The sequence below is a fragment of the Nocardiopsis sp. L17-MgMaSL7 genome, assembly GCF_003182025.1.
GTDB classification, from domain to species: Bacteria; Actinomycetota; Actinomycetes; order Streptosporangiales; family Streptosporangiaceae; genus Nocardiopsis; species Nocardiopsis prasina.
On the sequence record NZ_QGTF01000003.1, the window covers coordinates 357382 to 377991 of the forward strand.

General features: G+C 70.5%; 19 protein-coding genes and 1 CRISPR repeat array. Of the genes, 5 read left to right on the forward strand and 14 right to left on the reverse strand.

The features are described from left to right. Window positions 1-212: 212 nt before the first annotated feature. On the reverse strand, window positions 213-1247 hold the full coding sequence (locus BDW27_RS06920; RefSeq protein ID WP_199560563.1) for a LacI family DNA-binding transcriptional regulator: 1035 nt from the start codon (window positions 1245-1247) through the stop codon (window positions 213-215). Between the two features lie 642 nt (window positions 1248-1889). Between BDW27_RS06920 and BDW27_RS06925 the strand changes: the two genes are divergently transcribed. From BDW27_RS06925 to BDW27_RS06935, 3 genes are all read left to right on the forward strand, one after another. Next, complete coding sequence (locus BDW27_RS06925) at window positions 1890-2156, forward strand: acyl carrier protein (RefSeq protein WP_233515680.1); 267 nt, start codon at window positions 1890-1892, stop codon at window positions 2154-2156. Between the two features lie 428 nt (window positions 2157-2584). Further along, window positions 2585-3886, forward strand: coding sequence for a hypothetical protein (locus BDW27_RS06930; RefSeq protein ID WP_110048663.1), 1302 nt, complete (start codon window positions 2585-2587; stop codon window positions 3884-3886). An 84-nt stretch (window positions 3887-3970) separates the two neighbouring features. Continuing rightward, the gene (locus BDW27_RS06935) at window positions 3971-4339 is read left to right on the forward strand and encodes a hypothetical protein (RefSeq protein WP_110048664.1); all 369 of its coding nucleotides are present in this window, start codon (window positions 3971-3973) and stop codon (window positions 4337-4339) included. Between the two features lie 223 nt (window positions 4340-4562). On the opposite strand, the gene BDW27_RS06940 is transcribed toward BDW27_RS06935, so the two are convergent. The 11 genes from BDW27_RS06940 to BDW27_RS06990 form a co-directional block, all read right to left on the reverse strand. Continuing rightward, entirely contained in the window at window positions 4563-5936 is a 1374-nt protein-coding gene (locus BDW27_RS06940; RefSeq protein WP_110048665.1) for a Vps62-related protein, read from the reverse strand. 484 nt (window positions 5937-6420) lie between these two features. Continuing rightward, window positions 6421-6875: a CRISPR direct-repeat array (repeat unit 29 nt; unit sequence CGGTCCATCCCCGCGTGCGCGGGGCTCAC). Window positions 6876-7008: 133 nt separating this feature from the next. After that, a complete protein-coding gene (gene paaI, locus BDW27_RS06945; protein WP_110048820.1) occupies window positions 7009-7386 on the reverse strand; it encodes a hydroxyphenylacetyl-CoA thioesterase PaaI in 378 nt (125 codons plus the stop codon). Window positions 7387-7427: 41 nt separating this feature from the next. Then, the gene (gene paaE / locus BDW27_RS06950) at window positions 7428-8531 is read right to left on the reverse strand and encodes a 1,2-phenylacetyl-CoA epoxidase subunit PaaE (protein WP_110048666.1); all 1104 of its coding nucleotides are present in this window, start codon (window positions 8529-8531) and stop codon (window positions 7428-7430) included. 2 nt (window positions 8532-8533) lie between these two features. Further along, complete coding sequence (paaD, locus tag BDW27_RS06955) at window positions 8534-9049, reverse strand: 1,2-phenylacetyl-CoA epoxidase subunit PaaD (RefSeq protein WP_110048667.1); 516 nt, start codon at window positions 9047-9049, stop codon at window positions 8534-8536. Then, window positions 9043-9921 carry a 1,2-phenylacetyl-CoA epoxidase subunit PaaC gene (gene paaC / locus BDW27_RS06960; RefSeq protein ID WP_110048668.1) on the reverse strand — a complete coding sequence of 293 codons (879 nt, stop codon included), beginning with the start codon at window positions 9919-9921 and terminating at the stop codon, window positions 9043-9045. Before paaC ends, paaD begins: the two co-directional genes overlap by 7 nt. Before the next feature lie 36 nt (window positions 9922-9957). Then, window positions 9958-10269, reverse strand: coding sequence for a 1,2-phenylacetyl-CoA epoxidase subunit PaaB (gene paaB, locus BDW27_RS06965; RefSeq protein ID WP_017543597.1), 312 nt, complete (start codon window positions 10267-10269; stop codon window positions 9958-9960). Beyond that, window positions 10266-11231: a 1,2-phenylacetyl-CoA epoxidase subunit PaaA gene (gene paaA, locus BDW27_RS06970; RefSeq protein WP_110048669.1), complete on the reverse strand. Its 966-nt coding sequence runs from the start codon at window positions 11229-11231 to the stop codon at window positions 10266-10268. Before paaA ends, paaB begins: the two co-directional genes overlap by 4 nt. A gap of 175 nt (window positions 11232-11406) precedes the next feature. Next, the gene (locus BDW27_RS06975; RefSeq protein ID WP_110048670.1) at window positions 11407-12195 is read right to left on the reverse strand and encodes an enoyl-CoA hydratase/isomerase family protein; all 789 of its coding nucleotides are present in this window, start codon (window positions 12193-12195) and stop codon (window positions 11407-11409) included. Beyond that, window positions 12192-13076, reverse strand: a complete 885-nt coding sequence (locus tag BDW27_RS06980; protein WP_110048671.1) for a 3-hydroxyacyl-CoA dehydrogenase family protein — start codon at window positions 13074-13076, stop codon at window positions 12192-12194. The genes BDW27_RS06975 and BDW27_RS06980 overlap by 4 nt, the downstream gene beginning before the upstream one ends. Then, window positions 13073-13810, reverse strand: coding sequence for an enoyl-CoA hydratase/isomerase family protein (locus BDW27_RS06985; RefSeq protein WP_026129069.1), 738 nt, complete (start codon window positions 13808-13810; stop codon window positions 13073-13075). The genes BDW27_RS06980 and BDW27_RS06985 overlap by 4 nt, the downstream gene beginning before the upstream one ends. 86 nt (window positions 13811-13896) lie before the next feature. Further along, on the reverse strand, window positions 13897-15132 hold the full coding sequence (locus BDW27_RS06990) for a thiolase family protein (RefSeq protein ID WP_110048672.1): 1236 nt from the start codon (window positions 15130-15132) through the stop codon (window positions 13897-13899). A gap of 290 nt (window positions 15133-15422) precedes the next feature. On the opposite strand from BDW27_RS06990, the gene paaK reads away from it, so the two are divergent. Next, complete coding sequence (paaK, locus tag BDW27_RS06995) at window positions 15423-16781, forward strand: phenylacetate--CoA ligase PaaK (RefSeq protein WP_110048673.1); 1359 nt, start codon at window positions 15423-15425, stop codon at window positions 16779-16781. Between the two features lie 402 nt (window positions 16782-17183). Here paaK and BDW27_RS07005 read toward each other — a convergent pair whose 3' ends face one another. Continuing rightward, window positions 17184-17957, reverse strand: a complete 774-nt coding sequence (locus BDW27_RS07005) for a helix-turn-helix transcriptional regulator (protein WP_110048674.1) — start codon at window positions 17955-17957, stop codon at window positions 17184-17186. An 87-nt stretch (window positions 17958-18044) separates the two neighbouring features. On the opposite strand from BDW27_RS07005, the gene BDW27_RS07010 reads away from it, so the two are divergent. Continuing rightward, complete coding sequence (locus BDW27_RS07010) at window positions 18045-18851, forward strand: sulfite exporter TauE/SafE family protein (RefSeq protein ID WP_110048821.1); 807 nt, start codon at window positions 18045-18047, stop codon at window positions 18849-18851. Between the two features lie 716 nt (window positions 18852-19567). Here BDW27_RS07010 and BDW27_RS07020 read toward each other — a convergent pair. Further along, entirely contained in the window at window positions 19568-20371 is an 804-nt protein-coding gene (locus BDW27_RS07020) for an SAM-dependent methyltransferase (RefSeq protein WP_110048675.1), read from the reverse strand. Window positions 20372-20610 lie beyond the last annotated feature (239 nt).

Here is a 20610-nt window from a genome sequence, read left to right on the forward strand (position 1 = left end):
TACACACGACGATCTGGCGGTGTTCGGGTCGTGGTGGCACGGCTCGCACCGCTGAGCCAGGACATCACCAGTGAGGAGCGCGCCGAGGACGATCGGTCATGGAGGCCCTAGCCCCTCCGCGCAGTCGCGAGCTGCGTTCAGCGAGCAGGACAGCGTGGGGCAGGCTGACGCGGCTGGCCACACCTACCTGCTGCGCATGCGACGGAACCCGTCTAGTCTCCGGCCGGAGCACCCACGCTGTGACGTTCGACGAGGGTCGGGGTGACGATGCGGCGTTCGGCCTGCTGTTCTCCGGAGATTCCGGAGAGCAGCAGGCTCAGTGCTTCGGCGGCCACGGTGTCGAAGTCGGGGCGCACGGTGGTCAGGGGCGGGATGAAGTAGCCCGCCTCGGGCACGTCGTCGAACCCCACCACGCTGACGTCCCCCGGTACGGACCGGCCGCGTTCCGACATGGCCCGCAGGATCCCCAGGGCCAGATGGTCGTTGGCGGCGAACACGGCCGTGACCTCGGGCATCCGGGCGAGCATGAGCCCCGCGCGGTAACCCGAGGCGGCGCTCCAGTCGGCCGGACTGACCGGCGGAACCTCCGCGCCCGCCTCCTCCAGGGCTTGTCGCCACCCCCGCTGGCGACCGGCGGCGTCGAACCAGTCCTCGGGGCCTCTGACGTGCCAGACGGTCTCGTGCCCCGCGTCCAGCAGGTGCCGGGTGGCCAGCCGGGCCCCGGCCTCCTGGTCGACGGTGACCAATGCGGCCCCGGCGCGTTCGGGGTCACCGTCGACCGCCACCAGGGGGACGTCGGTCGGGACCTCGGTCAGGGCCGCGTCGGCGGCGGCGGTGGGGGCTATCACCACGATTCCCGCTGCCCGCTGTTCGCGGTGGTGTTCCACCGCGGCGGTGATGGAGCCCCGGTCCAGGACCCGGACCCGGCGCACGCTCACCACGAAGCCCTGGGCGGCGGCGGCCAGCTCGAAGGCGGCCAGCAGCGATGAAGGTCCGAAGAGAGTGGAGTTCTGCGCCACCACGCCGATGAGCTGGGACTTGCCGGTCGCCAGTGTGCGGGCCGCGCGGTTGGGTCGGTAGCCGAGCTGTTCGATGGCGGCTCGTACTCGCAGCCTGGTCTGTTCGCGCACGTTGGGGTGCCCGTTGAGAACGCGGGAGACGGTCTGGTGGGACACCCCCGCGAGCCGGGCGACGTCCGTCATCGCGGGGTCGCGGTTCGTCCGGGTGGATGAGGAGGTGTGGTCCACCCGTGACTCCTTGGCTGGCGGTGTGATCCGGGAATCCCTATGGTGCGGTTGAGTTGGCGCTAACATATCCCACTCGCCCGAAAGGTTCAATGTTCACGGGTCTGCCGGGAGCTCCCCTGACTCCTTCTTGTTAGCGCTCACGTACCGAAGCGAGAGTGCGGTGGGCGCGCTGTCCCGCCTTCTCCCCGCCACGTGGGCTTCGAGTGAAGAGCGTCAAGCGGGTGGTGCGATCACTGAGGAGGGCGCGCTGGCTGCGATGGAGGGCAACGCCATCGCTCTTCCTCTGCCCTCAGTCGTTCGAGAGCTCGCGGCCGGCGCGGTGGCATAGGAGCTCGGCGTTGACAGCGACCCATGCGTGTCGGGCGGTGGAAGCCGTGCCACAGGCCCGCTCACTCGGGGCAGTGGACTTGATCCGCCGACGGGAAATTGATCCCTCCGACACCATCCCGCTACTCTGAGTAATGAAAGCTAGTCGATGTGAGAGCTGGAGAATTCTTGCGAACCCCGCTGCTGTTCAACACCGCCGCGTTCGCCACCACGGTGACCGTCGCGCTCACCCTGGCCCACGGTCCGGCCATGGCCGATGAGTCCACCTTCGAGCAGGCGATTCCGGCCGTAGTCGGCACCACCGCGAGCGACCACGTGTCGGCCGACCAGACTGGCCGGAGCGCGCAGGCCGCGACCGTCGAGGAGCGGGTCAAGAAGGTCATCGCCGCTCAGTTCGACGTCCCTGAGGACCAGGTCGTCAACACCGCGTCCCTGACCGAGGACCTCCAGGCCAACGACCTGGGCATGATCGAACTCGCCCTGGGCCTGGAGGAGGAGTTCGGCATCCTCATCCCTGACGAGGAGATCGAGTTCACGACCGTTCAGTCGGTCATCGACTACGTCGAGGGAAAACAGGCCTGACCGGGACCTCCTCGTAGGTGAACGGGCCTCCGAGCGGCCTCTGCCACTCGGGGGCTTCCCCGAGACGCCGTTTCCTCTCCCCGGGGCGGAACGCCCCCCAACAGGAGAACACGGCTCCCGCACCACAGCAGCGGTCCTACTCCTCCAGCACCCAGGTCGGACGTGCACCCCTCAGGATCCCGAGATGCCCTCCTTCCTACGCCCCGGACACCTTGACGGAGGGAGTCCGTCCTTTCGGGGTCCCCGCTTTGTCGGCCTCTCGTGACCGGAAGGGCGTTCCGGTCAGCCTGAAGGCACCCCGCAAAAGGGAAATGTCCCGAACAGTCCGGCCGGTCACACCCCCGTTTTCCGGGACATCACCGCCAGCCACGACCCAGCGGGCCCACCATGGAGGCTCCACAACCGACCTCCACACAGAATGAGCCCAGATGAGTGACACCGCCCCCGAGGGTTGGCACGTCAAGCTCGAGGAGAAGTGGTGGGGATACCGTCTCCACCTGAGCGCCCCGGTCGTCGAGGCCATCGAGGAGGCCAACGAGGCCCTCGATCCGGTGCACTTCGTCCTCGCCACCATCGAGAACGAACCGATCGGCTGGGCGATCGAGGCCTATCTTCTGAGCGAAGCCCTGCTCATGGGCCTGGAGAAGAACGACAAGGGCGTCGTCCTCAACGCGAGCTGGCTGGCGATCTTCGTCATCGTGCCGACCCCGGGAGAGATCGACTGGAACGACGCGGCCGCGGTCCACACCCCGACCGTCGACCCCAGGAGCATCGACACCTCGGCCGAGGGGACCAAACTGCGCTGGACCGTCTTCGACGGCACGCGGTGGGGGCCTGAGGTCGCCTTCCCCCTGGACAACGTGCACTCCAGCGGGGTGGCCGCCGCCGTCTACCAGGACAGCCTCTACTGCGTGCACCGCGGTGGCGGCTCGGACACCGCCCTGTACTGGTCCCGGTTCGACCTGAACGCCACGGGGCCCGGCCAGAAGGGCATCCTCAGGAACCAGGAACTGCCGGGTCAGAGGTCATGGAACCGGCCAGCTCTCGCCGTACACGATGACGGCCTCCTCCACTGCGTCTACCGCAGCGCCGACGAGAGCGCCGACCTGTACGAGACGACCTTCGACGGCACCTCGTGGAGCTCGGCCCAAACCATCAAGGGCCAGAGTTCCTGGACCGTGCCCGCGTTGGCGTCGGCGGGCGGGGTCCTGCACTGCCTCTACCGCAGCGCCGACGACAGCGGAACCCTCTACCGGACCGTCTGCAACGAAGGCACCTGGCAGCCGGCCGAGCCCCTGCGCGCCGAGGGCGTGCCCACCTCGTACTGGTCGACGAACACGCCCCCGTCCGTGGCCGTGCTCCTGGAGGACTTCGACGCCCGTCTCTACTGCGCCTTCACCGACAGGGACAGCCAGGAGCTGTGGTGCTCCAGCACCCGGGTGTGGCAGGACGACTGGTCGGCCCCGGAGAAGATCGCCGGACACCGCACCTCCACCGGGGCGGGAATCGCGAGCTGGGCGATCCCGGGCGGGACCTCCGCCGTTCTGGCGGTCAGTGAGGCGCTGAACAACACGGCCTTGGGCTGGAGTGGCCTCTCCCCTGACGGAGGTGTGCGTGGTCCCTTCGCCCTCTCGGACCTGACCAACCGGTCGGCTCCGGTCCTGGTGCCCTTCCATCCGGTCAACGACGAACTCAGCACACAGGTGATGTGCCTGCACATGGCCGACTGACAGACCCGGGACCCGCTGCCCCGAGGCAAGTTCCCGGCGGCGGGTTCGGCTGTCCAGGACGTTCTGATCGAAACGGAGAAACGCATGTCCGACCTCTTCCTGGCCCTGGGAGAGTCCCGCGGCCACATCTCACTCCAGTGGCAGGTCGCGAACCCCGGAGCGTGGGACTCGGTCGCCCTCTACGACCGGGAACCCGCTCAGGCCGGGGCCGACGGCTACCTGGCCAACCAGTGGCAGTGGGCCACCAGGGGCTACCCCGCCGACTACGGACACGGGGCCTGGGCCACGACCGGCAAGCTCCACGAGACCGGCTACACCTACGACGGCCGCCAGTACTGGGCCGCATACATCACCTACGACTACGGACGAGGTGCCTACCGTGTGACCCACCAGTACGGACCGGCCTCGCGCGAACTCGACTTCGCGCACGCGAGGTGGACCGAAGTGCACTGAGTCCCGACGATCGCTCCGGCCACGCCATCACCACCGCCCAGATCCGACGGCCCCACAAGCTGCGGATCGGTGAGGTCTGGGACCTCTCAGGGCCTTGGCAACCGAGCAGTTCAGCGAGTGCCCTGAGCTCCAGGCGCGGCGAAGGCCTCCACCCGCCAGGTGGAGGCCTTCGCCGTCCAGGAGGGGCGTGCTCCTCTGGTCCAAGGCGAACGTCCCGGGGAAGCTAGGCCTTCGCGGAGCGCTTGGAGGCCCCCGCACCAGCAGTGGCCTTGCCCGCGGTCCCGGGCTTCTTGATGATGCCGACCTGGGTCGGGGCCCCGCCCGTGGTGGTCACGTTCGTGTGCTCCGGGTTGTCCGGGAACTGATCCGCGTGGAAGTTGTCGAAGGAGTAGAAGACCAAAGGCTCCGACACGAGGGTTCCATCCCCACGGACCACTTGGAGCGAGTTGGTCGCCACCCACAGCGCCCCGGCGTGGTTCGCCGGAACATTGATGCTCACGTTGTCAGCACGCGTTTCCAGCTTCTTGGTCGACCTGCTACGTGAGAAGCCCAAGTCCAGACTCAGGGTCGTGGTGACAGAGGCGGTGACCACACCGATGGAGAAGCCGCCAGTTCCCGCATACGAGAACCCGGTGTTGACGCTGAAGGCTTGGGCCTCTTCCTCCTCCACCCCCGTGGTCACCGTGGTGCCGACGTTCTGGGCGGCGTCGGTGGTGTTGTTGAAGAACTTCAGCAGGGTCCAGGACGCCCTGCGCTCCACCCGGTAGAACGGCGAGTTCGCCAGCTTCCACTCGGTGGACCGCTCGTCGTCCTTGACCGCCTCGAAGGGAAGCCACGCGGCGTTCGTGAGCAACTCGGGGGTCACGCCAGCCGGGGAGGTGCGGCCCTCCAGTTCCGGCTGCGCTGGCCGCACGTTCTTGTCTGAGGGGACCGGCAGGCACAGCACACGCATCTCAGGCAGATGCTTGGGCTGATCGGTGGACGTGTGGGCGACGTAGGTGTTCGGAGCGATGAGCACGTGGGAGCTGTCAGGGCTGTCGACGTACTTCGGGGGCGCGTTGTTGCGCCACACGCTGACGTCGTGCTTCGTGCCCAGTCCCTGGCCGGTGAAGACGGGTTCGTCCGAAGCCACCGCGCGGTGGGTGAGGTCCTCGCGAACGCAGGCCACCGCGTCCAGCGGTGGCTTGTCGTAGGAGTCGTCGGAGGCCGCCAGGCCCATGGCCACGTAGCCCTCAGGCGGGATGGGGCGCCACAGGGAGCACTTGTACCTGGCCCCGGAGCCCTTGTCGTCCCAAACCAGCTCGTAGTCGACCGGGTCAGCCAGGGAGGGCTCGGGGCGCGCGGCAGGAACGGTCGGGTTCTGCCTCACACAGATGGCCACGACGTGTTCGTCCACCACATGCACCCCCGCGTGCGGGAGGTTCTTGGAGCCCCACCCCGGGATCGCGACCGTGCCCAGCGCCCGATAGTTGTCCGGGATGTTGGGCTGCCAGAAACCGACCGGCTTCTGGCTTCGCGAGCCGCCGTCGTGCCAGTACTCGGTGAAGTTCTCGACATGGGTGACGAAGAGCTCGCCGAACGACTTCGCGTTCTTCACTCTGCCGCCTTTCTGAAGTATCCAAGGGGATGTCCTGGTTGGAGAGGGGTCTCCTCCGCTGCTCTTGGCAGCCCTCCTGTCATGACCCCGAGGTAACCACGAAAACCACCAATGACTGATGGGGCGTATTTGGTCGAGAACAAAGCGTGATCGAGTGCTTCATAGTTGATCAATTCGCCAAGGGAAAGGGGCGTCCGTGAGGATTCGCTGCACAGGACCAGAAGGTCACTCGCCCACGAATTGCCAACTACCGTTCACCATCGATGCCCCAGGTTGAGTTCCACACGCTGGAGATGACCACGGGACGGACTGGGCGCCCAGAAAACAGCGCGAGCGGCCCGGCGCCCTGGGGGTACCGGGCCGCACCCATCGGCTCAACACTTCCCGGAGTTAAGCGTCTTCTGTAGCTCTCTGGTCGTCTCGGACCTGGGCCCGCGGGCCAAATAGTCCATCGACTGCGGACCCGGTCCTTGTAGTGGGCCACCGGTCCATCCCCGCGTGCGCGGGGCTCACATGATGACGCCGACGGAGGTGCCGCAGCAGCGCGGTCCATCCCCGTGTGCGCGGGGCTCACGGGGAGCGGGTAGTCCGGGGCGGGCATGTGGCCGGTCCATCCCCGCGTGCGCGGGGCTCACTGTACTCGGCGTTGCCGAGCAGAGTCACGGGCGGTCCATCCCCGCGTGCGCGGGGCTCACAGGGTGGTCCTGTGCGACTTCGGTAGGAGTCTCGGTCCATCCCCGCGTGCGCGGGGCTCACGGGGATGGCGCCACGGAAGCGGCCGGTGGCGGCGGTCCATCCCCGCGTGCGCGGGGCTCACGGCAGGCGAGCGTGCGCCATCGAGGCCATCGGCGGTCCATCCCCGCGTGCGCGGGGCTCACTCACGCCGAACGAGCCCGCTGCCCGACGTTCGCGGTCCATCCCCGCGTGCGCGGGGCTCACGCTTAATGACCTGCGACAACGCGGGCCGTTATCTCCGCTTGACCTTCACAGCCACACATCTAGTGCACATGATGTCAGAGGCCGGGGCCGTGAAACCCTCAGTCCCCAGCCTCGAACCCCAGCCCCACACCCATCAACTCTTCTGCGGCAGGCTCCTGCTGCGCCCCCGGAACTCCGCGACAACCTGGTCACCCCGACGGACCGTGACGTCGTAGACGCCGCTGCGCCCGAACCGAACCCTCTCCTCGGCGGTCGCCACCAGGAGATCCCCCTCCTTGGTGGGGGCCACGAAGGTCACGTCCGCGCCCGAAGCCACCGTGACGTCGCCGCCGTCCAGGTTGCACGCGCAGGCGAAGGCGGTGTCAGCCAGGGCGAACACGAACCCGCCGTGGGTGATGTCGTAGCCGTTGAGCATCAGGGGCCCCACGACCATCTCCACCACCGCGTACCCGTCGCGGGCCTCGACCAGGCGCATCCCCAGTCCCTTGGAGGCCCGGTCGGCTTCGAACATCCGCCACGCGGTCTCGTTGCGTCCCTCGGACGCGGCACCGCTCACGAGTCGAAGTCCACGGTGACGGTGTCGGTCTGTGGCAACGACTGACACGCCAGCGCGTACCCGGCCTCGACCTCGGCGGGGGTGAGCGCGTAGTTGCGGCGCATCTTCACCTCACCGTCACAGACCTTGACCCGGCAGGTCCCGCACACCCCGCCCTTGCAGGCGAACGGCAGGTCGGGACGGTAGCGCTGCGCGGAGTCCAGCACCGGCACACACTGGGGCAGTGTCAGCGTGGTCGTGCGACCGTCCAGAACAACGGTGACCTCGCTGGCCGGACCCTCGACCTCGGGCTCCTCGTGGCGCGCCTGGGGCGGCGGCTCCGCCCCCTCGACGAAGAACAGCTCCTGGTGGACCCTCTCCCCGTCCACACCGTGTCGGGCGAGGACCTCCTGCGCGTCGGTGACCATGCCGTAGGGCCCGCACAGCCACCAGTGGTCGACCGCGTCGGCGGCGATGATGGTGGACAGCAGCGCATCCAGCTTCGCGCCGTCCAGTCGGCCGGTGAACAGCTCGGACTCGCGGGGCTCGCGGGAGAGCACGTGCACCAGCTCGAAGCGGGGCCCGAACGCGTCCTTGAGGTCGGCGATCTCGTCGGCGAACATCACCGTGTCGCTGCGGCGGTTCCCGTACAGGAGGGTGACGTGCGAGTCCGTGCGGCGCAGCAGGGACGCCGCCATGGACAGGACCGGCGTGATCCCCGAACCGGCGGCCACGAGCACGTGGCGCGCGGCCTGGGTGAGGTCGGGGCTGAACCGGCCGGTGGGCACGCCCACCTCGATCTCGAAGCCCGGCTCGACCTCCCGGACCAGCCAGCTGGAGAACAGTCCCCCGGCGACCAGGCGCACACCCACGCGGGGCGCCTCCCCCACGGCGGAGCAGATGGAGTAGCTGCGCCGCTCCTCCACGCCGTCGACCTCACGGCGCAGGGTCAGCGACTGGCCGGGCGCGAAGGCGAACTCCTCGGTCAGGTGATCGGGTACGTCGAAGGTGACCGCGACGGCGTCGTCGCACAGGCGCTCGACGGCGGCCACGCGCAGCCGGTGGAACGCGGCGCAGCCGCGCACCGGGGCCCCGGCGGTCTCGGTGACGGGTGTGGACACGGTCAGATCTCCTTGACGTGCTCGAACGGTTCGAGGCAGGACCGGCAGCGGTGCAGAGACTTGCAGGAGGTGGAGCCGAACCGGGACAGTTCCTCGGTGTCGGCCGCACGGCACAGCGGGCAGCGCGGCACGGTGCGGGTGGGCATCAGGGTGAGCGGGACGGGCCCCGCCTGCCGCTTGGGCGCACCGCCGGGGGGTGAGATGCCGTGCTCGGTGAGCTTGCGTCGGCCCTCGTCGGTGATCCAGTCGGTGGTCCAGGCCGGGGAGAGCGCGGTGCGCACCTCGACCCGGTCGAACCCGGCGGCGCGGACGGCGCGGTCCACGTCCACCCGCATCTCCGCGAGCGCGGGGCACCCGGAGTAGGTGGGCGTGATCCACACGGCGGCGGTGCCGTTCTCCTCCACGGTGACCTCGCGCAGGATGCCGAGGTCGGCGAGGGTGAGCATGGGCAGTTCGGGGTCGGTGACCGCGGCGGCCGCCTCCCAGAGGAGCCGCCGGGTGTCCGTGGTGGTTACCATGTCGCCTCCGGGTGCTCCCGGGCCACGCTCTGGAGCTCCTCCAGCAGCGGGGCGAGGTGTTCGGTGTGCTCGCCGTCGCGTCCGGCGACCACTGGTCGGGGGAAGGCTTCGGGGGCGGGCAGGGTGGCGGCGGTCAGCACCTGGGTGAGGACGTCGTGGACCTCGTCGCGCACGGAGGCCGGGTCCACGGCCACACCCTGGGCGGCCAGCGCCGCTTCGAGGGGGTGGGTGGCGAGGAGTTCGCCGGTGAGCGGCCACACGTCGGCGATCGCCGCGCCCATGCGTTCGTGGGAGTAGGGGGTCCCGTCGCCCAGGCGCAGGGTCCAGGCCACGGCGTACTCGCGGTGGTAGGCCAGCTCGTTCACGCCCTTGGCGGCGATCGCGGCCACCACCGGGTCGGCACTGTCGGCGAGCCGGGTGAACAGGGCCAACCGCCAGGAGGAGAGGACGAGCAGCGTGGCGACGGCGTGGGCGAAGTCGCCGCGCGGGGCCTCGGTGAGGCGCACGTTGCGGAACTGCGCGGGGTCCCGGTGGTAGGCGAAGGCGTCCTCGTCACGGCCGGTGCCGTCGGCCTGTCCGGCGCGGGCCAGCAGGAGCCGGGCCTGGCCGAGCAGGTCCAGGGCGATGTTGGCCAGGGCCACCTCCTCCTCCAGTTCGGGGGCGTCGGTCACCCACTGGACCAGGCGCTGCGACTGGACGAGCGCGTCGTCGCCGAGCATCTGGCAGTAGACCGCCAGGTCCGCACCGTCGACCCCGGCGGGCAGGGTGGTGTCCACGCCCGCGAGCGCCTCGGTGAAGCCGGTCCCGAAGGCCCAGCGGGCGTCGCCGTCGTGCTCCTCGGTGAGTCCGGTGAAAATGTTCTCGCCACTCATGCTTGTCCTTGAAGAGTCGTGCCGACCGTGGTCCCCCTAGATGTGCGGGACGTCCTCGGGGATGGGGTAGAAGGTCGGGTGGCGGTAGACCTTGTCACCGCTGGGCTCGAAGTAGGGGTCCTTCTCGTCCGGGCTGGAGGCCGTGACGTCCTCGGCGAGCACCACCCAGATGCTCACCCCCTCGTTGCGGCGGGTGTAGAGGTTGCGGGCGTTGTGCAGCGCCATGGTCGCGTCGGGGGCGTGCAGCGATCCCACGTGCACGTGGTTGAGGCCGCGCTTGCCGCGGACGAACACCTCGTAGAGGGGCCACTCGGGGCGGGCCGGGGCGGCGTCGTCGTTCCTGCTCATACCGTGGCCTCCTGCTGCTTCCTGGCGTAGGCGGTGGCGGCCTCGCGGACCCACGCGCCCTTCTCGTGCGCGGCGCGCCTGCGGGAGACGCGTTCGGCGTTCTTGGGTCCGTCGCCCTTGATGACCCGCTTGAGCTCGTCCCAGTCCGGGGTGCCGAAGTCGTGCTGGCCGCGTTCGGTGTTCCAGACCAGCTCGGGGTCGGGCAGGGTGACGCCCAGCTTCTCGGCCTGGGGGACGGTCATGTCGACGAACCGCTGGCGCAGGTCGTCGTTGGTGTCGATCTTGATGCCCCAGGTCATGGACTGCCGCGTGTTGGGCGAGTCGGCGTCGGGCGGGCCGAACATCATCAGGGACGGCCACCACCAGCGGTCGACGGCGTCCTGGACCATCCGGCGCTGGCCCTCGGTGCCCTCCATCATGCGCATGAGGAGTTCGTAGCCCTGCCGCTGGTGGAAGGACTCCTCCTTGCAGATGCGCACCATGGCGCGGGCGTAGGGGCCGAAGGAGGTGCGGCAGAGCGGGACCTGGTTGCAGATCGCGGCGCCGTCCACCAGCCAGCCGATCACGCCCACGTCGGCGTAGTTCAGCGAGGGGTAGTTGAAGATCGAGGAGTACTTCTGGCGGCCCTCGATGAGCCGCTCGGTGAGGTCGTTGCGGTCGACTCCGAGGGTCTCGGCGGCCGCGTACAGGTACAGGCCGTGCCCGGCCTCGTCCTGGACCTTGGCCAGCAGGATGGCCTTGCGGCGCAGGCTGGGCGCGGAGGCGATCCAGTCGCCCTCGGGCTGCATGCCGATGATCTCGGAGTGGGCGTGCTGGGAGACCTGGCGGACGAGGGTCCTCCGGTAGGCCTCGGGCATCCAGTCACGCGGTTCGACGCGCTGGTTGGCGGCGATGCGGGCGTCGAACTCCGCCTGGAGTGCCTCGTCCGCGCCGGGGGGCGCTTCCTGGGCCGTGGTCGGCATTGATCAATCCCCATTCATAACCGAACGTTCGGTCAGTAATTAGTATCCCCGGGTTCGGGGGTCCGACGCAAGTCCCCGGACCCCCGAATCGGGGCTGGTCACCCTGTTTGCGCAGGCCCTCGCCCAGACACGGCACGTGTTCCGGCGCCGGACAGCGGAACCGGCCCCGGACCCGTCACTGGCCGGTGAACGTGGGCTTCTGCTTGTTCAGGAAGGACGAGACCGCACTGACGTGGTCGGCGGTCACCCCGAGCTGGTTCTGGAGGTCGGCCTCCTCCTCCAGCAGTTCGGCCAGGTCGCTCTGACCGTCCGCGGCCGAGCGCACCTCGCGTTTGGCCGCCACGAACGCCGCCGTGGGCCCCGAGGCCAGCTGCACGGCCACCTCGCGGGCGCGCGCCTCCCAGTCCTCGTCGGCCACGACCTCGGTGACCAGGCCCAGCTCCTGGGCGCGCTCGGCACCGAACACCGTGCCCAGCAGCATCAGTTCCATCGCACGCGCCTGGCCCAGCGAGCGGACCAGCCGGAGGGCGAGACCGGAGTCCGAGGCCAGGCCGATCCCGGTGAACGCGGTCCCGAACTTGGCTCTGCCCGCCGCCACGCGCACGTCACCGGCGAGGGCGAACCCCAGCCCGGCCCCCACGCAGGCACCGCTGATCCCGACCACCACGGGCACCTGGATGCTCTCCAGCGCCAGCACGATCCGGTTGTAGTGCTCGCGCACCGTGGTCAGCGCCTGGTCCGGGGTCTCCTCCAGGATCCGCGCGTGCTCGGCCAGGTCCTGGCCCAGGCAGAACGCCCGGTCCGACCCCAGGAACAGCACCGCCCGCGCGGTGGTGGACTCCGCCGCCCGGGTCACCGCCTCCAGCAGCTCCTCCTTGGCCTTCCGGGTCAGCCCCGGACGGTGCAGCCTGATGGTGGCGAGCCCGTCGACCTCGCCGAACTCCGCGGCCCTGTCCTCACTCACGCCTTGTCTCCCTTGTCCCAGAGGTGGAATCCCTCGCCGCTCTTGCGGCCGAGCCTGCCCTCGGCGACCTTACGGCGCAGGAGCTCGGGGGGCGAGAACCGGTCCCCCAGTTCGCTCGCCAGGTACTCGGCGATGGCCAGGCGCACGTCGAGTCCGACCAGGTCAGTGAGCTTGAGCGGGCCCATGGGGTGGCGGTAGCCGAGCTCCATGGCGGTGTCGATGTCGGCGGGCGAGGCCACACCCTCCTCGACCATCCGGATGGCCTCCAGGCCCAGCATCACACCGAGGCGGCTGGTGGCGAACCCGGGGGCGTCCCGGACCACGATCTCCGTCTTGCCGAGAGCGCTGACCCAGCCGCGCACCGTCTCCAGGACTTCGGGGTCGGTCTCGGGCGCGGTCACGATCTCCACGAGCTTGGAGGCGGGGACAGGGTTGAAGAAGTGCGTGCCCAGGAACCGGCCGGGCCGCTTGAGCGCGGCGGCCAGCTCGGTCACCGACAGCGAGCTGGTGTTGGAGGCCAGCACGGTGTCCTCGCCGACGGCGGCCTCCGCCGCGGTGAGCACGGCGATCTTGAGCGCGGGCTTCTCCGGGACGGCCTCGACGACCAGCCCGGTGTCGTCCGGGAGGTCCGAGGCGTCGGTGACGGTGCTCACGCGGGCCAGGTAGGCGGCGGGCTCGGCATCGATCTTGCCGCGTTCACGGGCCTTGTCCAGCCCGGCGGAGACCCGCCCCAGCCCGGCCTCGGCCGCCTCGGCGGTGGCCTCGACCAGCACCACGCGCGCCCCGGCCATGAGGAACTGCTGGACGATTCCGGCGCCCATGGTGCCGCCGCCGATGACGGCGACGGTGTCGGGCACGCCCTGCGGGGTGATCTCGCTCAACGCTTCTTCCTCTCCAGGAAACGGGTCATGCGGTCGTGCTTGTCGGCGCTCTCGAACAGCACCGCCTGCGTGAGGTCGTCGGCCAGGGGGTGCACGCCCTCGGCGTCCAGTACCAGCTTGGTCATCCGCAGCGCCGTGGCCGAGGAGGCCGCCATCCGGTCGACCAGGGCGTGCGCGCGCTCGCGCAGTTCCTCGGAGGGGACGATCTCGGCGACCAGGCCGTGGCGCAGCGCGGCCTCGGCGTCCAGACGGAACCCGCCCAGCAGCACCTGCTTGGCCACCGAGGCACCGACGAGCTCCTTCAGCCGCCAGCAGGCACCCGCTCCGGCGATGATGCCCAGACCCGGCTCGGGCTGGGCGAACACGGCGGTGGGGGTGGCGATCCGGATGTCGCAGGCGTAGGACAGCTCGGCGCCGCCGCCCAGGGCGAACCCGTCGACCGCCGCCACGGTGGGGGCCTGGAGCCGGTGCAGTCGTTCGAACAGGCGGCTGTTGATCCCGGCCAGGGCCTCCTCACGGCCGCGTTCGCGCAGTTCGGAGATGTCGGCGCCGCCCGCGAACACGGTGCCGTGGCCGGTCAGGAGCAGCGGGCGGGGTTCGGCCTCGATCCGGGCGCACACCTCGTGCAGTTCCGCGATCATCCGGCCGTTGATGGCGTTGCGGGCCTCGGGGCGGTGCAGCTCGACCACCACGCGGTCCTCGCGCCAGTCGACGCGCAGGGTCTCGAAGTCCATGGGCCGGCCGTTCTCGTTCGGGGGCTGGGGGATGCCGGTCTGCGCGCCGCCATCGCGTGCGGGGCCGGACCGGTCGGGGTTCGGGGTCACGGGCGCTCCACCAGCAGCGCGGTCCCCTGCCCCACGCCCACGCACAGGGTGGCCAGGCCGCGCCGGGCGTCCTCACGCTCCATGCGGTTCATGAGCGTGACCACCAGGCGGGCGCCGGAGGAGCCGAGCGGATGGCCGAGGGCGATCGCGCCGCCGTCGGCGTTCACCCGGGACTCGTCGAGGTCCAGCTGGCGCATCACACCGAGGGACTGGGCGGCGAAGGCCTCGTTGAGCTCGACCGCGCCGACCTCGTCGAGCGCCCATCCGGCCCGGCCCAGGACCTTGCGCGTGGCCGGAACCGGACCGAGCCCCATGACCTGCGGGTCCACCCCGGCCGAGGCGGAGGCGACCACGCGGGCACGCGGGGTCAGGCCGTACCGGCGCACGGCCTCGGCGCTGGCCAGGACCAGCGCGGAGGCGCCGTCGGAGAGCGAGGAGGAGTTGCCCGCGGTGACGATGCCGCCCTGTCGGAAGACCGGGCGGAGCTTGGCCAGGCTCTCCATGGTGGATCCGGGGCGGGGCCCCTCGTCCTCGGTGACCTCGTGGGTCTGACCCTTGCGGCCGTGCACGGTGACGGGGACGATCTCGTCGGCGAACCGGCCCGCCTGGGCGGCTGACACGGCCCGCTCGTGGCTGCGCAGGGCGAAGGCGTCGCACTCCTCGCGGGTGAGGCCCTCCAGCGTGGCGACCTCCTCGGCGGTCTCCCCCATCGACAGCGTGTAGCGCAGCTCGTCGGGGGTGGCGTCCGGTGCGACCTCGGCGTCGGCGGCCGCGAAGCGGGGGTTGGTGAAGCGCCAGCCCAGGGAGGTGTCGGCGACCTCGCCCGGCTTGGCCCAGGGGGTGCCGGGCTTGGCCATCACCCAGGGGGCGCGGGTCATCGACTCCACGCCGCCGGCGACCACGAGGTCGGCCTCGCCCGCACGGATCGCCTGCGCGGCCGAGGCGACGGCGGTCAGCCCGCTGGCGCACAGCCGGTTGACCGTGTAGCCGGGGACCGTGGAGGGCAGCCCGGCCAGCAGGACCGCCATCCGGGCGACGTTGCGGTTGTCCTCACCGGCCTGGTTGGCGGCACCGAGGATCACCTCGTCCACGTCCTCGCCCGGGACCCCGGCACGGCGGACCGCCTCGGCCACCACCCGGGCGGCGAGGTCGTCGGGGCGGACGGCCGCGAGGGCGCCCCCGTAACGGCCCTGAGGGGTGCGCACCCCGTCGACCACGTAGACGTCGCTCACGAACGGCCTCCCTTGTTGACTACGGTGGCGTGTGCCACCGTCCTGTGTGAACTCTTCAACACGTCTCCTTGACACGGCCACGCGGAGACTGAATAAATGCATTAGTAACCGAACGTTCGGTCAGTAAGCAAGTCGGCCCCCTCCACGGACCGATGAAGACCCACCTCAGCGCGGTTGGACCGCCAGAAAGTGTGCCGCGGCTTCGCACGGCGGGCCCCGCCCCCTTCTCATGGGACGGCCGACCGAGTCCGGCCCGGCGGAAACACCGTGCACAGTACCCGGAGAGGCCCATGGCAAGCCAGGACACCACCACGCAGTCGGCCGGCACCGCCCTCCAGAGGCGCCTCGGGCGGCCCCCGGCGCCCGAGTCACTGGACGCCGCCGAACGCATGAGTGTCGACGAGCTGCGCTCCCTCCAGTTCGAGCGCCTGCGCTGGACCCTGGAGCACGCCTACACGAACGTGCCCCTGTACCGGCGCAAGTTCGACGAGGCCGGGGTGCGTCCAGAGGACCTCAGGTCGCTGGAGGACATCGCCCTCTTCCCGCACACCACCAAGGCCGACCTGCGCGACAACTACCCGTTCGGGATGTTCGCGGTTCCCCAGGAGCAGGTCAGCCGCATCCACGCCTCCAGCGGCACCACCGGCAAGCCCACCGTGGTCGGCTACACGCGCGAGGACATCGACACCTGGGCCACCGTCGTGGCGCGCTCGATCCGCGCCGCCGGCGGACGCCCCGGCCACAAGGTCCACGTCTCCTACGGCTACGGCCTGTTCACCGGCGGGCTCGGCGCCCACTACGGCGCGGAGAAGCTGGGCTGCACCGTCATCCCCGCGTCCGGCGGCCAGACCGCCAAGCAGGTCCAGCTGATCCAGGACTTCCGGCCCGAGATCATCATGATCACCCCGAGCTACATGCTGACCCTGATGGACGAGTTCGAGCGCCAGGGCATCGACCCGCGCACGACCTCGCTCAAGGTGGGGATCTTCGGCGCCGAGCCGTGGACCGAGCGGATGCGCCTGGAGATCGAGGAGCGCTTCGACATCAACGCCGTGGACATCTACGGGCTCTCCGAGGTGATGGGCCCGGGCGTGGCCAACGAGTGCGTGGAGACCAAGGACGGCCTGCACGTGTGGGAGGACCACTTCTTCCCCGAGGTGCTCGACCCCGTCACCCAGGACGTGCTGCCGGACGGGGAGAACGGTGAGCTGGTCTTCACCTCGCTCACCAAGCAGGCCATGCCGATCATCCGCTACCGCACACGCGACCTGACCACCCTGCGCCCGGGCACAGCCCGCCCGATGCGGCGCATGGACAAGATCACCGGCCGCAGCGACGACATGATCATCCTGCGCGGGGTCAACGTCTTCCCGACCCAGATCGAGGAGATCGTGCTGGGTCTGGACGGACTCGCCCCGCACTTCCAGTTGGTGCTCACCAAGGAGGGTCGCCTGGACCGCATGTCCGTGCGCGTCGAGGCCGCACCGGACTGCACCACCGACCGGCGCACCACCCTGAGCAGGGAGATCACCGCGACGATCAAGGACCGCGTCGGCGTGAGCGTCACCGTGGACGTGGTCGACCCCGAGCAGATCGAGCGTTCGGTGGGCAAGTTCCGCCGCATCATCGACCAGCGCCCGCGGGAGTAGCGGCCTCGCCCCGCGCCGGACTCCCGGCGCGGGGCTCCAGGCGCGGGGTCGAAGGACCTCGCAGAGCCAGGAGCGGCGGCGAGCCAGACCCCTCGGGAATGGCCACCGTTCCGGTGCGGGTGCCAGGTCACGACGCCACGGCCGCCCAGCTCGCAGGCCCCTCCCCACCGTCCGCGCGCGGATACCGGACACGACGCCACGGCGGACCGGCTCGCAGGCCCCTCCCCGCCGTTCCCGCGCGGGGTACAGGACACCGGACGGGAAGCTCCGTCGGGCACCCGGAACAGCAGTGCTGCGGACACCCCCAGCACCCCCAGCACCCCCAGCACCCCCAGCACCCCCAGCACCCCCAGCACCCGACAATGATGCCGCGCCGCTCGATGAGGTCCCGTGCCCGGCGACTTACGGGGTGGCGGCGGAGCGGTAGTCCCGGGGGCTGGTCCCCAGCAGTCGCGCGAAGACCGCAGAGAACGCCGCCGGGCTGTCGTATCCGAGGTCCGAGGCGACCCGCGCGACCGCCTCTCCCCGAGCCAGCTCGGGCAGGGAACGCAGCACACAGGCCCGCTGCCGCCATCGCGCGAACCCCATCCCGGTCTCCGCCCGGAACAGCCGGTTCACCGTGCGCTCACTCACGTGCAGTCGTCCCGCCCACCGGGCCAGCGGATCGTGGACGCGGGGAGCCTCCAGGAACTCCTCGCACAGGGCGCGCAGTCCCTCGTGGCGCGGCAGGGGCAGGTCCAACGGCAGCGGCGCCAGCCCCCGGAGCTCGTGGAGGAGGAGTTCGACCAGGGCGGCGTCCCGGCCATGGCGTTCGTGGCGGGGCTCGATGTCCACCGCCGCCAACAGCAGCTCGCGCAGCAGCGCGGACACCTCCACCACCTGACACCGGGCGGGGAACCACGGCACCGCCGACGGTTCCACGTACAGGCTGCGGGTGCTGACCCCTTCCATCGTGACTTCGTGGTCGGTTCCGGCGGGCACGAGCACCGCCCGCTGCGGCGGCACGGTCCACGCGCCGTCGTCGGTCACCACCCGCATCACCCCGGTGGCGCCGTAGAGGAACTGGGCACGCCGGTGCCGGTGCCGGGCCAGTAGGAATCCGGGCGGGTAGTCGGTACCGATGGCCAGCACCGGTCGGTCGATGTGGTCGACTTCGGACACGGGGACGTTGCGCACGGACCGACGCTACCGTGTCTGTTACACGATCATTCATGTCCTTTCATCGAATGCACGCCAGCCCCACACCTCCCTACCGTGGTGCGGGTGCTCTCCTCGATCCTCGTTCTCCTGGCCCTGGGCTGTCTGACCGGCGTCACCACGGTCGTGTTCGGCTTCGGCGGCGGCTTCGTGACCGTTCCGGTCGTGTACGCCGTCACCCTGGCCCGCGCCGAACCGGGCGTCGACGCCATGGCGGTCGCCGTGGCCACCTCCACGGCGGTCATGGTGGTCAACTCCCTGAGCGCCACCTGGGCCCAGTACCGTGCCGGACGCCTGCGCCGCGAACACCTGTGGCCCCTGGCCGTCCCCATCGGAATCGGCTCGGCCGTCGGGGCGCTGGCCGCCACGATGGCGGGCGGCGCGGTCCAACACGCCCTGTTCGTGGTCTACCTGGCCGTGACCATCGCCGACAGCGTGCTGCGCAGGGGGTTCCTCTCACCGTCACCGGGCACTACGCCACGGGTCCCACGCCCGGGAGTCACCCGGTCGGTGGGGCTGGGTATCGGCGCCGTCACCGGCTTCCTGGGGGTGGGCGGCAGCGTCATGACCGTTCCCCTGCTGCGCCGACGCGGGCTGCCCATGGGTGAGGCCACCGCGATGGCCAACCCGCTCACGGTGCCGGTCGCGCTCGCCGGGACGCTGGTGTACGTGCTGTGGGGAACCGGCGGCGCCGGAGCCGACCAGGGGCACCTGGGTTCGGTGGACCTGGTGGCCGGGGCCCTGTTGCTGGCCGGGTCGCTGCCCACCATCGCGCTGGTCCGCCGCCTCGTCGGCCGGATCCCCGACCGCGCACACGCGGTGTCCTACGTGATCCTGCTCGCCGTGGTGCTGGTCGTGTTCCTGGTGCTGTAGAGGAGCACCGCGTTCGCGATACCTGTGGCAGGAGTCAGCGCCGTGGGCAGGTGCGACAGGTTCACCCCCGAACACCATGCCCGTCGCGGACTGGCTGGCCCCGCACCGCGTGGACGCTGCCCGCTGGGGCGGGAGCGTCGGCTCTGCGGGGATTCGGGGAGCGCTCTCCCGCTCAAGAGTGGAAGGGCGTTCCCCACCCGCACTTGCTACGACGGCGCCCCATGCACCGGGGTCGCGAGTACATACGTGCGCCACCCCTGGAAAGCGGGGGCGCCCCCCGCCCGAGTACATGAAGGCGCTCCCGGGCGTGCCGCGCGGCCGCGCCGAGACCGCCGCGCAGGTGGGCGGCGGCGAAGCGCGGCACGTCCCCGGCGCTGGCCAGGACCGGTGCCGGCCGGGCCCATGGATCGGGGTATCCCCCACACAGGAGCGATCTCCGGTTCGGGCAGTCCCCGCACGTGGCCGACCGCCGCACCGTGCAGCGTGGCCTCCTCCGGCAGGGTGCAGGCACGGGTCATCCCAAGGGGGCGAAGGGTACCGCCCTCCGCGCCGGGGCCGACCCGCAGGGGCCGAGCTGGGCCCCGGGGACCGCGTGGCGTTCACAGAGGGCGGCCAGCCGCACGCGCCAGTGGTCGGTATCGATCGGTGCGCGCGGCTGGCTGGCCACGGGCCCCTCGGGGGTGAGGCTGGGTCGGATGACGGGGCGGCCGGGGCGGTCAGGCCTTGCGGGCCACGCCGCCGTACTCGGCCACCGGGCGCAGCGTGCCCACCTCGGTCGGCCCCGGCCGCCACAGCGAGCAGGACACCACGCCCGGCTCCAGCAGCTCCAGGCCGTCGAAGAGCCCCGTGATCTCCGCCGCCGTGCGGATGGTGATCTTGGGGGTGCCCTTCTCGTTCCACGCGGCGGCCACCTGGTGGGCGCGCTCGTGGTCGATGTCGTCGGTGGGATGGGAGACCACCAGGTAGCTGCCCGGGGCGAGCGCGTCCAGCAGCCGGTCCATGATCGAGCGCACCTCGTCGTCGTCGGCCACGAAGTTCACGACGCCCAGCAGCATCAGGGCCACCGGCTGGTCGAGGTCCAGGGTCTTGGCGGCCGTGGCCAGGATGGCGTCCGGGTCGCGCAGGTCGGCGTCGACGTAGTCGGTCACACCCTGGTCGGTGCCGGTGAGCAACGCACGGGCGTGGGTGAGCACCAGCGGGTCGTTGTCCACGTAGACCACACGGGCGTCGGGCGCGATCGACTGCGCGACCTCGTGGGTGTTGTTGTGAGTGGGCAGTCCGGTGCCGACGTCCAGGAACTGCCGGATTCCTTCCTCCTGCGCCAGGTAGGTGACGGTGCGGACGAGGAAGGCGCGGTCGGCGATCGCGTTGTCGACGATCTCCGGGAAGAAGGAACGGATCTGTTCGCCCATCTCCCGGTCGACGGGGTAGTTGTCCTTGCCGCCCAGCCAGTAGTTCCAGATCCTGGCGTTGTGCGGGACGGTGGTGTCGATCCTGGATTCGGTGTTCTCGGGGGGCACGGGTCCTGCTCTCCACTGCCGGGCCCGGCGGTTGCCGGGCGGGGTACGGGACCAGCTAAACGGACGCGGGGCATGCCCGGCAAGAACCATAGGCCCTGGTTTGTAAGGAAATAAGAGTTTTGTTGTCACTGGTCGCCTCACGCGCCCTCTGAGGCGGTCTCGTACGAGCGACGGCCCCCGAAATCCGTTCGTGGTGCCCGCTGCGGCCCCGATAGGTTGCGACCACGATCCACCGAACC